Source organism: Amycolatopsis sp. NPDC058340 (genome assembly GCF_042723975.1).
Classification (GTDB): Bacteria; Actinomycetota; Actinomycetes; order Mycobacteriales; family Pseudonocardiaceae; genus Amycolatopsis.
In genome coordinates this window covers 59754-71587 of sequence record NZ_JBHXIB010000029.1, presented here as the reverse complement: position 1 = coordinate 71587, position 11834 = coordinate 59754, and the positions used below count along the sequence as shown (strand labels likewise).

Annotated in this window: 11 protein-coding genes; 4 read left to right on the top strand and 7 right to left on the bottom strand. The window is 68.3% G+C overall.

Annotation, left to right across the window (positions count from 1 at the left end):
• Positions 1-143: 143 nt before the first annotated feature.
• The 3 genes from bluB to ACFWIW_RS27375 all read right to left on the bottom strand — a co-directional run bounded on the left by bluB (position 144) and on the right by ACFWIW_RS27375 (position 2359).
• Complete coding sequence (gene bluB / locus ACFWIW_RS27385) at positions 144-788, bottom strand: 5,6-dimethylbenzimidazole synthase (protein ID WP_378371103.1); 645 nt, start codon at positions 786-788, stop codon at positions 144-146.
• A gap of 156 nt (positions 789-944) precedes the next feature.
• Positions 945-1508, bottom strand: a complete 564-nt coding sequence (locus ACFWIW_RS27380; RefSeq protein WP_378371102.1) for a hypothetical protein — start codon at positions 1506-1508, stop codon at positions 945-947.
• Positions 1508-2359: an alpha/beta fold hydrolase gene (locus ACFWIW_RS27375; RefSeq protein ID WP_378371101.1), complete on the bottom strand. Its 852-nt coding sequence runs from the start codon at positions 2357-2359 to the stop codon at positions 1508-1510. The genes ACFWIW_RS27380 and ACFWIW_RS27375 overlap by 1 nt, the downstream gene beginning before the upstream one ends.
• Positions 2360-2456: 97 nt before the next feature.
• Here ACFWIW_RS27375 and ACFWIW_RS27370 point away from each other — a divergent pair, with 97 nt between their 5' ends.
• Positions 2457-2840 (top strand): winged helix-turn-helix transcriptional regulator, encoded by a 384-nt coding sequence (locus ACFWIW_RS27370; RefSeq protein WP_378371100.1) that lies wholly within the window; start codon positions 2457-2459, stop codon positions 2838-2840.
• Between the two features lie 128 nt (positions 2841-2968).
• A complete protein-coding gene (locus ACFWIW_RS27365; RefSeq protein WP_378371134.1) occupies positions 2969-3595 on the top strand; it encodes a DUF1345 domain-containing protein in 627 nt (208 codons plus the stop codon).
• 9 nt (positions 3596-3604) lie between these two features.
• Here ACFWIW_RS27365 and ACFWIW_RS27360 read toward each other — a convergent pair whose 3' ends face one another.
• Positions 3605-5218, bottom strand: a complete 1614-nt coding sequence (locus ACFWIW_RS27360; RefSeq protein ID WP_378371099.1) for a helix-turn-helix domain-containing protein — start codon at positions 5216-5218, stop codon at positions 3605-3607.
• A gap of 202 nt (positions 5219-5420) precedes the next feature.
• Here ACFWIW_RS27360 and ACFWIW_RS27355 point away from each other — a divergent pair, with 202 nt between their 5' ends.
• Positions 5421-6650 (top strand): phosphatidylserine/phosphatidylglycerophosphate/cardiolipin synthase family protein, encoded by a 1230-nt coding sequence (locus ACFWIW_RS27355; RefSeq protein ID WP_378371098.1) that lies wholly within the window; start codon positions 5421-5423, stop codon positions 6648-6650.
• 326 nt (positions 6651-6976) lie between these two features.
• Here the strand turns inward: ACFWIW_RS27355 and ACFWIW_RS27350 are convergent, their stop codons facing one another.
• Together ACFWIW_RS27350 and ACFWIW_RS27345 are read right to left on the bottom strand one after the other, a co-directional pair.
• The gene (locus ACFWIW_RS27350; protein WP_378371133.1) at positions 6977-9355 is read right to left on the bottom strand and encodes a glucan 1,4-alpha-glucosidase; all 2379 of its coding nucleotides are present in this window, start codon (positions 9353-9355) and stop codon (positions 6977-6979) included.
• Between the two features lie 151 nt (positions 9356-9506).
• On the bottom strand, positions 9507-10097 hold the full coding sequence (locus ACFWIW_RS27345) for a TetR/AcrR family transcriptional regulator (RefSeq protein ID WP_378371097.1): 591 nt from the start codon (positions 10095-10097) through the stop codon (positions 9507-9509).
• A gap of 99 nt (positions 10098-10196) precedes the next feature.
• Between ACFWIW_RS27345 and ACFWIW_RS27340 the strand changes: the two genes are divergently transcribed.
• On the top strand, positions 10197-10637 hold the full coding sequence (locus ACFWIW_RS27340) for a hypothetical protein (RefSeq protein WP_378371096.1): 441 nt from the start codon (positions 10197-10199) through the stop codon (positions 10635-10637).
• On the opposite strand, the gene ACFWIW_RS27335 is transcribed toward ACFWIW_RS27340, so the two are convergent.
• Positions 10615-11834, bottom strand: a 1220-nt coding sequence (locus ACFWIW_RS27335) for a fibronectin type III domain-containing protein (RefSeq protein WP_378371095.1), incomplete at its 5' end; no start/stop codon positions are given. The genes ACFWIW_RS27340 and ACFWIW_RS27335 overlap by 23 nt on opposite strands.

Sequence of the window (11834 nt, the reverse complement as noted above, 5' to 3'; positions counted from 1 at the left end):
GGGTTGTGGGGGCCCCCCGCGGGGGGCCCGCTCCGTTTACAAACCCAAAACCCCAAACAACCCCCGCCCTGTTCGCCTCTCCCCCAACGCCCACCCCGCTCTCCGCCGACCCGAGACGCCCACGGCTCCACCGGCGACACGCGTCAGGACTTCGAGTACTGCTCGTAGTGCAACACCGCGTCGAGCGGGAGACGTTCCCGCCAGCCGTGCCGTTCCAGATCGGGCACCGCCGGCAGGTCTCGCACCGGGCCGACGCACAGCCACGCCACCGGACGCACGTGCTCGGGCAGCCCCACCAGTTCCCGCAAATACGCTTCGCGATAGAAGCTGACCCATCCGACGCCCAGCCCTTCGGCGGTCGCCGCCAGCCAGAGGTTCTGGATGGCCAGGCACACCGAGTACAGGCCGGCGTCGGCGATCGCGTGCCGTCCCAGGACGTCCGGCGCGCCGCGCGACGGATCGTAGCCGACCACGATTCCCGCGGAAGACGTCACGATCCCCTCGATCTTGATCGGCGCGAAGACGCGGGCCCTCTCGGCATCCAGCCCGCCTTCGAACACTTCACGCTCGGCCAGTACATGTCCACGGAACCTCTGCCGAAGGTCCATATCGGACACGACGACGAAATCCCATGGCTGGGACAGGCCGACGCTCGGTGCGGCGTGCGCCGCGCTCAACACGCGCCGCAGCACCTCCGCCGGAATCGGCTCCCCGGTGAACTCGCCCCTGGTGTCCCGGCGCCGGAAGATGGTCTCGTACAACGAGCGGTCGGCGGTATCAGGCGTCATGAGTCACGATCATGCCTGACCGCCACCGATCACCCGCCGACAGGGTATGGTGTCTTTCCGTTGTGACAAAGGGCTTCTGTCCGGCTTACCGCTGAGGGGCGTGGAGAAGCGGGAAGAAGGTCGAACGCCGGGCACTCGGACAACCCCGGCCGACGATCAAGGGACCTCGTAGAACTTGTCGTAGCGGCCCGGCGCGTAAGAGAACTTGCCGTTGTCGTCCTTGACGATGCGATCCGGTTTCGGCCGCTGGTTCTCCGGCAACGGTTTCCCGTTGAAGTCCGTGTACTGATCGGCGGCCCTGATGGGTTCGTCGTCGTACCGCGGCGTCGGGTGGACGTCGAACTCGTAGTACTTGCCGTCGTACGGTTTCATCGGCTTCCCGTCCGGGCCGAGCGGCGGGGTCTTGCCGTCGCTCGTCTTGCCGTTGTGCGGCAGCCTGCCCTCGTTCCCGATCTTGCCGCCTGCCTGGCCGTGGTTGCCGTAGATCCTGCCGCCCCAGGTCGAGCCGGGACCGGGGGTGGGGCTGTTCCCCAGGCCCAGCGAGTTGAGCTTGTTGCTGTCCACGCTGTCGTGCCAGGCGCCGAACTGGCCGCTGTCCTTGTGGTCGCGGATCCACTGTTTCCTCTTGAGCGCCGCGTCCTTCTGCGCCTGGGTCAGCTTGTCGAACTTCCCGAGGTTCGAGGGAAGCCCGGCCGACTGCTTCCTTGCCCGAAAGGGCACTATCCACTGTGGACAGACGGCCGTTCTCCGAGGAACGGGGCCAGCAACCGGAGCAGTTCCCGGGGCTTGTCCAGCGGGATGATGTGACCGCAGTCCGGCAGCAGATGAGCGGTGAGGTCGTCGGTGACGGGACGCAATTGCCGTTCCAAAGCGCGGCCGACCGGATGGGCGCCGATCGCCATCGTGGGCACGGTGAGACGGCGGGCCGCGACCGCCTCGCCGATCTGGCGCGCGCTGACCGGCATGGCGCGGTAGTAGGAGAAGGCGCAGCGCAGGGCTTCCCGGCCGGTGTAGGCGTCGACGAAGGCGTCGCGGATGTCCGGCGCCACACCACGCCCGAGCGTGCCCGCGGCGAGAAACCAGTCGACATATTCCGCCTCGTGTCCGATGAGGACCGTTTCACCCAGCCCCGGAACGGCGTGGAAACCGAACCACCACGGCGGGCCACCGGCGAGGAAGTCCTCGGCGCCGGGAAGCGAGCCCAACAACGATTCCATCAGGACGAGCCGCCGCACCCGTTCCGGCCGTCGCAGGGCGAGCAGGAAGGCGACCGGAGTGCCGGCGTCGATGGCGACCACGGCCGCATCGGGTTCGCCGAGCGCGTCGAGAAGGCTCTCGACGTCCGAAGCCAGCGTGCTCGCGTCGTAGCCTTCGGCGGCGCGGGCGCTGCCGCCGAACCCGCGCAGATCCGGGGCGATGACCCGGTAGTGCTCGGCCAGCGGGCCGATGACCTCGCTCCAGAGCCGCCAGGTGTGCGGGAAGCCGTGCAGCAGCAGGACCGCGGGACCGCTGCCCGCGACGGCCACGTTGACCTGGATGTCGTCGACGGTGATCCGCCGTGATGAGGGCATGTCGCCTCCGTGTGGTTACCATTGGTTACCAGAAAACCGTAGGTAACTTCAGCGATGCCGCCAAGACGGCACTTTCGACACAGGTGGTGAGCTCCAGGTGACCACACGGCGCGGTGACCTCTTCGACCCCGAGTGCCCCACCCGGCGGTTACTGGACCGGATCGGGACGAAATGGACGTCGATGGCGGTCAAGGTCCTCGCGGACGCGGCCCCGCACGAGGTGCGTTTCGCCGAACTGCGGCGCCGGATCCCCGGCCTGTCCCAGAAAATGCTGTCGGTGACCTTGCACAGCCTGGTCCGCGACGGCCTCGTCGCCCGCCGGGTGGAGCCCACCGTGCCGCCCCGGGTGCACTACCGGCTGACCGACCTTGGCTTGTCATTGGACGTCCCGCTGGCGGCGCTCCGCAACTGGGCCGAAGAGCACATGTCACGGATCGACGAAGCCAACGCGATCAGCGACGCCGTCACTGGAATGGAGTAACACCGACGCGCCTCGGAATGGGCTCCGGTGCGACACTGACCCCTCGACACGGGTGAAGGGAGACGGCACTGTCTCGGCGAACGGCTCGAATCTGGTTGTCAGAGCGGCGCCGGAGCGGCTTGAGCCTCGTGTTCGCGCTGCTCGTCGCCGCGTTGGCGATCGCGTTCGGCGACGACCTGCTCTCGATCGCGCCGGTGGACGGCGGTGTCCTGGTCCTTCTCGGCTATCTCGTCGGCTATCTCGTCGTGACGGTGGCCGCGTTCGGCGCGGCGACCTCGGAGCAGATCCACGACTGGGCGTCCCGGGAGAGCCGCGGCACGTTCGTGCAGCGCTACGTCTTCGGGACGGCGCCTGGTCCGGGCGTGTCGATCTTCATCGCCGCGGCCGCGCTCGCGGTGGCGATCGTGTGGATGCCGGGGCTGGGCGGCGAGAGCCTGCCGGCGGGCATGCGCGTGGGGGTGGCGGTGGCACTGGTCGTCGTCGGGTGGATCTGTGTCCTCGTGTCCTTCGCGATCGCCTACCACGCGGACAACGTGGTCGAGGCGGGGAAGGCGATGCGATTCCCCGGCGACGGATCCGCCGAGTGGTCCGACTACATCTACTTCGCGGTGTCCGTGATGACGACGTTCGGGACGACCGACGTGGACGTCGTCTCCCGCGAGCTGCGCAGGACGGTGACGACGCACGCGATCATCGCCTTCGTGTTCAACACGGTGACCGTGGCGGCCGTCGTGTCCGCGTTGAACAGCGGCTGAAGCCCGGGCTCAGCCGAGCCGGAGCAGGATCGGGCTGCCGGTGACCGTGACGTCGGCACCGGGTTCGACCGGCGTGCCGGTGCCGTCGAGCCGTTCGACCGAGGTGGTGCCCGGCGCCGACGGGATCCGATCGGATCGGTCGATGGTCCACCAGATCAGGAAATCCCTGCCGTCCTGGTCGAAGCGGCACTGCCACAGATGGTCGGGCAGCCCGGCTTCGCGCCCTTGCCCGCAGGAGTGGATCCGGCTGCCCTTCAACCACTCGTTCAGGCGTTCCACGTGTCGCGCCGCCTTCGTGTGCGGACCGCCGGCGGGCTGCAGCACGATCGGTATCTTGGCGCTGCCCCAGTTGTAGAAGTACATCCGGCGGTATTGCGCGTACAGCCCGGAGAGGAAGAACCGGGTCGCGTGCTGCGCGCCCCGATCGGCGTCCACGGGCTGTTGCCGGTTCACGTCGTAGGCAGAGCCGGTGCTCCACAGCCTGACCCCGGCGCCCGCCTCCTGCAGCGCCTTCTCGATCTCCCGCGCCAAGGGCAGCATCGTCTCCGGTGGGTCGGAGTCGTTGCGGGGAGCCAGTTTCACCGCGGCGGCGGCGCAATGGTCGTAACCGCCGAGTTTGGCGAACTGCCGCAACTCGTCGAACGCCTGCGGATCCCAGAGCTCGCCCATGGACGGGCACACCACGGTGGCGGCCGGATCGGCGGCCTTGATCGCCTGGCTCGCCAGCCTCGTCATCTCCACGAGTTCGGCCATCGAACCGGTGAAGAAGTCCTGATGATTGGCCATGTCCCACAGCTCGTAGGCGTCGATCCGGCCCCGGTACTGCTCGGCGACCGCGCGCACGAACCGTTCCCAGTCCGCGAGGTCGTCGGGCGGGCCGGTGCGGGAGTCGTCGGTGAAGACGGACTTCGGGCTGTTCGGGCTCGCCCAGGACGGGGTGCCACCGAAGGTCAGGATCACCGGAAGGCCGGCCCCGCGAGCGCCGGTCACGAGCCGTTCGAGCGTCTTCCAGTCGTAGCGGCCGCGGGCGGGCTCCAGGTTCTGCCACCGGGTGCGGGTGTTCCACAACCGGACGGACCCGACACCGAACGACGGCATCTGCCCGGTGTTGGAGTTCGCCGTCACCCCGACGAATTCCGGCTCGATCGCGCGGGGCGCGTTCGTCCACATCGACGCCTGGACGGTGGTGACGGGCTGCCGGTCCGGCGGATTCGCCATGGCGCCTCCGGCGAGCAGGACGACCCCGAGCACCGCGACCAGCGCGACCTTGGTCAGCGGCCGTCTCCGGTCGGGTACGACCACGTCGGCGTCCGGGGTGGCGGTGTCCGTGCCGGAGGTGTCCCGGACCGTGGCGTCACCCAGGTCCGCACGTTCCCACGCCCGGTACAGCTTCGCGAGGTCCTCCCGGCTCGCGCCGCACGCCGTCGCGATCGCCTCGATCGGCGCGAACGTCGCGGGAACGTTCCGGCCCGTGCAGTAGCGATGCACGGTCGACCGGCTCGAATGCACCTTGCGGCCGAGCTGTTCGTAGCTCAGCCCGCTCCGTTGTTTGTGCTCGGTGAGAAGTGCCGCCAGCCTGGCAGCCGCCTCACTCGCCATCCCGCTGAGCCCCCTCCGCGCCATGTGCCTGACCGGTTGTCAGTGTCCCATCACGGGCCGTTCGCCGCGCGAATTCGCGAGATCACGTCTCCCGGCCCGGTGTCGCCGCAGGTCAGAGAGATGATTTCGTCCCAGCCTCCCATTCCCGGCGGTTTCGCTTGCCACGATGCATCGCGGCGGAGAGCGTGGACCCGGCAGCAAATCCGGCCATGGGGAGGGAATCGGAATGGAACCGCACAGGACGACCGCGTCCGGAGGGAAGTCGCGGCTGCGGCTCGGCGCACTGGCGGGCGCGCTGCTGGTGGCGGCGGCGACCGGTGTGCCGGCCGCCGCCGCGTCCGCGCCGTCGAAGCTGACCACCCGGGCGGACTTCAACACCCCGGGCGGCGGCCAGATCGTCGAACACCTCGAAAAACTGGTCCGCGGCGCGCCCGAGAACTCGACGATCAGGACCGCGCAGTTCCTTCTGCGGGACGCGCCGATCACGGACGCGCTCGCCGACGCGGCGGAGCGCGGGGTGCACGTCCAGGTCCTGGTCGACGGGAGGACGACGGATCATCCGAACTACCGGGAGATGAAGAACCGGATCGAGAAGACCGGCGACAAGAAGTCGTGGGCCAAGCACTGCGAGAACGGCCGAGGGTGCAACGGCGGCAACGCGATGCACAACAAGTTCTTCCTGTTCGACCAGACGCTGGGCGCTTCCGCGGTGGTCGCGACCGGCTCGGCCAACTTCAGCGAGAACACGACGGGCGGCAAGGGCGGCTGGAACAGCTACTACACCGACGTCGGCAACGCGGGCCTGTTCGCCAGGTACAACGACTACTTCGTCGACTTGCGCAGGGTCGCGGACGGGGCCACGGCGAACCCCGACTACTACGAAGCCAACCCGCCCGTCGTCACCGGCGACACCAAGAGCTACTTCTACCCGAGGCTCAAGGACGCGGGCAACGACACCGTCGAGAACTCCTTGAAGGAAGTCGGCTGCTCGACGGAGAAGAGCAAGATCCGCATCGGGGTGTGGTCACTCACCCGGATGAAGATCATCGAACGGCTGCGGGTGCTGGCCGCACGGGGTTGCTCGGTGGACATCGTCGCTTTGCGGATGACGAAGGGCTCCTGCGAGGCTCTGTTGAAGGGGAAGCCGGATCGAGTGCGGCTTCGTGGGTTCAAAGCCGGGAACGAGGCCGGTATCCACGAGAAGAACATGATGATCGAGGGCGACTACCTGAGGCCCGGCACCAAGGTCGTCTTCACCGGGAGCCAGAACTTCAACAACCCGTCCTTGCACGAGAACGACGAGAACGTCATCCGGGTTTTGAACAACGACGCGATCTACCAGAGCTTCGTGAAGAACTTCGAGCAGGTGGCCGATGCCACCGACCAGGAGATCAAGGCGCCCGGGGACTGCGTGAAGATGGTGCCGCACAACGATCCCGCCCCGGCCGAGGGCTGAAGCCCGGTCCGTGCGGCCGCTGGTGTTGCCGAGTCGCAAAGGCCGCGAGGGCCTCCTTCCCTACCTTCAGGGTAGGCAAGGAGGCCCTCACGGACCTCTGTCGTAGGTAAGGCAAACGCGTCTGGCGGCGTGGGCGGTCCGCTCGTGGCCCGTCGGCGTTCGTGTCGCGAAAGCCACTTTCGGGACATCACACGTCGCGAAAGTGGCTTTCGCGACACACCCCCCACCCCCGGGGGGCGGGCGGCTCTGTGGCCCAACCCCTAACCCCCAACTTACACGGGGGCTTCTGGGGTTTCCCCACCACGCCGGCAAGCGGCTGCGCGAGGTCAGGGCCGCCAAGTGTCGTTCAGCGCCAGCGTGCAGCCACCCGAAGCGGTACCGACCCGATTGGCGCCCGATTCCCAGGTGACGGCGCCACCCTCCTTACGGATGTACTTGTACTGGAAGCCGACCCCCTTCGGCAGCGCGACCTTCCCTGTCCACAAAGGATAGTTCGCGGACGACAGCGGCACGGCGTTCGCCGGGTTCCACGCACCGAGTTCGGCCCGGTCGCCGACGACGAAGATGTTCTGGCCCCACGAAGTCGTGGCGTTCACCCTGAACTCCGCCGAAACGCTGGAGCACGCCGCGCTGTACCGCTGCTTGACCACCGACGGCGTCTCGACCGGCGCCCCGGCGTCGATCGAGTGCGCGAGCCGGACGAACTGTGCCATCGACCACGCCAGCGGTGTCGCCGCGCCGGTGCCTTCGCCGAAGGTGAAGCCCGCGGCGCTCGGCCGGTCCCAGACCTGTTCGGGGATCAGGAAACCGGCGTTCGCCGAGGCCGCCATGGTGGACAGATGCGTCGTCGCCGGGCGGCCGTTGGCCAGTTCGTATTCCCCGCGTTCACCGGTGAGCAGCGGCCACAGCCGTCCGACGCCGGCACCGGTGTAGGGACCTCCGGACGCCGTCTCGCCGTAGCCGTCGTGGTTGTACCGGTACCACATCGGACCGTTCGGGGTGTCGACCTTCAGCGTGGAGTCCACTTCGGACAGTGAGGCGGCGACATCCGGATCGGCCGCCGGTTTCACGCCGAGGCGGACGAGATCAAGGAAGCCCGCGTCGATGATGGCGCGCTCGTCATGGTTCCCGCCGCCGTTCTGCAGGAAGATGTTCTGGCCGTCATCGGGATTGCCGTTGCCGTCGATGCGGTGGAAGTACCGGCCGTCGCCGAGCGGGCCGGAGGTGGTGAACGTCCACGCGCTCACCTGCGCCTGCCACTGGTCGGCGATCTGGCGATAGCGGGCGGCGCTCGTGGTGTCGCCGTTGCGTTCGGCGATGTCGGCGGCGCAGATCAGGCCGGCGATCTCCGCGGCGATGGTGGACGGCGAGTAGCCGCCGTTCTCCTCCCAGCGTTCCTGCGGCGTGGAGGGGCCGCGTGCGACGAGGAAGTCCGCGGACTTCTTCACCTTCGCCCACATCCCCGCGTCGAACCGGCCCAGCTGCCACGCGAGCACGATCGGGAAGGCGACCTCGTCCATCTGCAGGCTGGTCCAGCAGTTGGTGCCGTCGAGCCGCGTGTTCTGCGGGAACGAACCGTCCGGCCGTTGCTGCACGGTGAACAGATAGTCGACCGAGCGGTTGGCCGCCGCCGAATCGCCCGCCGCGATCTGCGCGGTCGAGACCTGGTAGAGGTCGCGAGACCAGACGGCGTGGTACCCGCAGTCCCCCGTGCCGTTCGCGTCCTTCGCCTCACCCCACGGGTTGGTGAGCGAGGCGACGTTCGCTCCCGGATAGGTCTTGTCCTCGTGGGCCTTGAGGGTCATCAGCGCCACGTTGTACTGCGTGGTCAAGCCGGCACTGCTGATCGACCGGGGCACCGCGGCCAGCGACGAGAGGTAGCCGCTCCAGCCGGACCGGTACGCGCTGTCCGCCGCCGCGAAACCACCCGCGAGCGAGGCCGACGCGTTCGCCGACGCGGCACCACGATCGCTTCCGAAACCCAAGGCGAGCGTGAAGGTCGTGTCCGTCCCCACGGGAATCTGCCCCAGCTGCACCAGATTCCCCGGCGCGGAGGCCGAGTCGTACTGCGCGCCGAGAACGTGGTCGCCGCTCAGGTCGACGTAGCCGTCGCTCGCGGTCCCGCTGTAGCCGCTGGTCGCCTTGACGAAACCGGTGGAGGCGGCCAAGGCGCTGGACACCGGCCCGTCCGAAGCGACCAGCTGCCCGCCCGAGGTGGCGCCCGTGTCCCCCATGCCGCTGTTGTTCAGGGACGGGTTGTACAGCGCGTACAGCTGCAGCGGACCACCGCTGAGCACCTCGAACCTGGTCTGGATCAGCACGGTGGACCGGGCCGGGTCGGCGGTATGGGTCTTGGTGATGCGATACCGGCCGTTGGTGGCGGTGTTGATCTGCCGGTAGCTCAGCGAACGCGGATCGGTCAGCACCAGCTGTTTGGTCGTGTGATCGCGTTCCAGCTGCGTGAAACCGGCGCCGTCGGACACCACGTACTGCAGGTCCTGGACGTTGGCGGTGTCAACGGTCGGGTAATAGATCTCGTGGCTGATGCCCTGGCCGAGGGTGAACCACACCTTCGACGCGACGCCGGCGGCGGTACCGAAACCTTCCTTGCCCCCGGTCGTCCAGGCCGCCCCGGTACCCGGTGCGCCCGGCGCGTCCGCCAGTGGCGCGGCGCTCACCGGCGTGGCGGCCAGGAGTGCCGGCACAGTCAACAGCGCGACTATCGCGCGACGCCGCTTCGGTGACTTCATGAGGGTCCTTCCCACAGGCTTCATCGACGGCAGGATTTGTTGTTAGCGGCAACTTATTACCTGAACCGTCGCGCCCGGCAGGGCCGATCGGAGTAACCCGGACCAGTTACGCCGGTGGTCCGGTGAACCGGCCGGGATCACTGGGCGGACCGTCGAGGATGAGGTCGGCGGCACGAGCGAGGACTTCGAGACGGGTCTGTCCCGGATGGTCGGCGGCGAGGAAGTGGTTGCCGATGGCCGCGCAGAAGGCAAGCAAGGCACGGGCTTCGACCTCGTCGGGATCGTCGCAGAACGTCGCGATCCCGTCGCGGGCCAGCTGCATGCGCCGGTTGTCCACGCGCCGCAGGCGTTCGGCCACGGCCTCGTCACGGCGAGCCCAGTCACGAACGGCCAGATCGATGGGCAGCAGCCGACCACCGGAGAAGGTGAGCCGACCGGCCAGCCGGACCTTGTCCCGCGCGTCGCATCCCTCCCGCTCGACACGGGCGAGGACCTCGTCGACGCTTTCGTACTCCCAGGCGTCCAGCATCGCCTCCAGCAGGGCCGCGCGATCGGCGAAGTAGCCGTAGAACCCGCCCTTGGTCACGCCGAGCGCCTTGGCGAGTGCCTCGACGCGCACCGCGTCCACCCCGCCCTCCGCCAACGCCCGCAGGCCTTCTTCGACCCACTTCTCACGCGGTGTGCGCAATGCGCCCATGCCGTGGCCCACCTCACCTCTCCACCGGTTGTACGCCACCGTATAACCAGTCTAGCCTGACGTTATACGCAACCGTATAACACGATCTGGGGAGTTGGCATGATCAAATGGGCGGGTTGGCTCATCACCCTGTTCGGTGCGGCGCACACCCTCGGCGCCCTCACGGTGATGAAGGCCGCCGGGCATGCCGGCACATGGTTCAGCGGAGCCTTGTGGCGGGACGACCTCGCCGCCATGAGCCCCGCGAACAGCGCCTTCTGGCTCAGCGCGGCCAGTTTCGGCGTACCGCTCGTCCTGGTCGGCCTGACGGTGCTGTGGCTGGAGCGGCGCGGAATCACCCCTCCCCTGTTCCTCGCGTGGGCGCTGGGAATCTGGACGCTGCTGATCGCCGCGGTACTCCTGTTCACGCCGTGGCCGATCCTCCTGGTCGCGACCGGGCTGCTACTGGCCGGGATCCGGCGCAGCGAACCGGCCCCGCCGCGAGGTGCGACGGGGCCGGATCAGGGAGTGCGCGGGATCAGCCGACCGGACGCGGCTTGAGGTTCACCTCCACCGTGTTGCCGGGGCCGGAGGTGACACCGGTGATGATGTCGTTGAGGAATCCACAGCCCTGCAGCGGCGGCAGGGTGTAGGACCCGGTGAGCTTGCCACCGGCCAGCGGGTCGAAGCCCGCCTTCGACTGGAGCGGGATCTGGGCAGGCGTCTTCGTCTGGCACTTCGCGCTCGACGAGACCGGGAAGCCGAAGACGCTGATCCGCGGCAGCTTGACCGTCACCGCCGAGGTCGACTTGAGCACGCCGTCGGCCAGCGTGCCGGTGGTCTTGCCCGCCGACACGAACTCGATCTTCGCGTTGACCGGCACGAAACCCCAGAGCGTGAGGTTCGCGCTCGTCGGGTTCAGCCTCAGGTCGGCCTCGAAGGTCCCGTTCGCCAGGCTGATCGCGGCGTTGATGCCACCGCGCAGGTCGATCGGGCCGGAGAGCTTCTTCAGCTGGGTCTTGCCGGTCAGGTCGTAGCTGTACTTGACGATCGGGGACGTGTTCGGCTTGGTCTTCGCCGTGACCGGCGCGCTGGCGGCCGACTTGTTCCCCGCGGCGTCCTTGGCGACCACGGTGAAGGTGTACTCGGTGTCGGCCGTGAGACCGTCCACAGTGGCCGAAGTCCCGGTGACCGACTTGACGACCTCGGTGCCCTTCAAGACGTCGTACCCGGTGACACCCACGTTGTCCGTCGCCGCGTCCCATTCGAGGCTCACGCTGGTCTGCGTGGTCCCCGTGGACCGCGGGTTCCCCGGCACTGCGGGAGCCACCGTGTCGGGCGAAGCCTGCGTCCGGACGGTGATCGCGGCGCTGGGAGCCGACGTGTTGCCCGCGGCGTCCTTCGCCACCACGGTGAACGAGTACTCCGTGTCCGGCGCGAGACCTTCCACAGTGGCCGAAGTCCCCGTCACCGACTTCACCAAGGTGCCGCCGTTGAAGACGTCATACCCGGTGACACCGACGTTGTCCGTCGCCGCGTTCCATTCGAGGTTCACGCTGGTCTGCGTGGTTCCCGTGGAGCGCGGGTTGCCCGGCGCGGTGGGAGCCTGCGTGTCCGGCGCCGCCTGCGTCTTCGCCGTGACAGCGGCACTCGCCGCCGACACGTTGCCCGCGGCGTCCTTCGCCACCACGGTGAACGAGTACTCCGTGTCCGGCGCGAGACCTTCCACAGTGGCCGAAGTCCCCGTCACCGACTTCA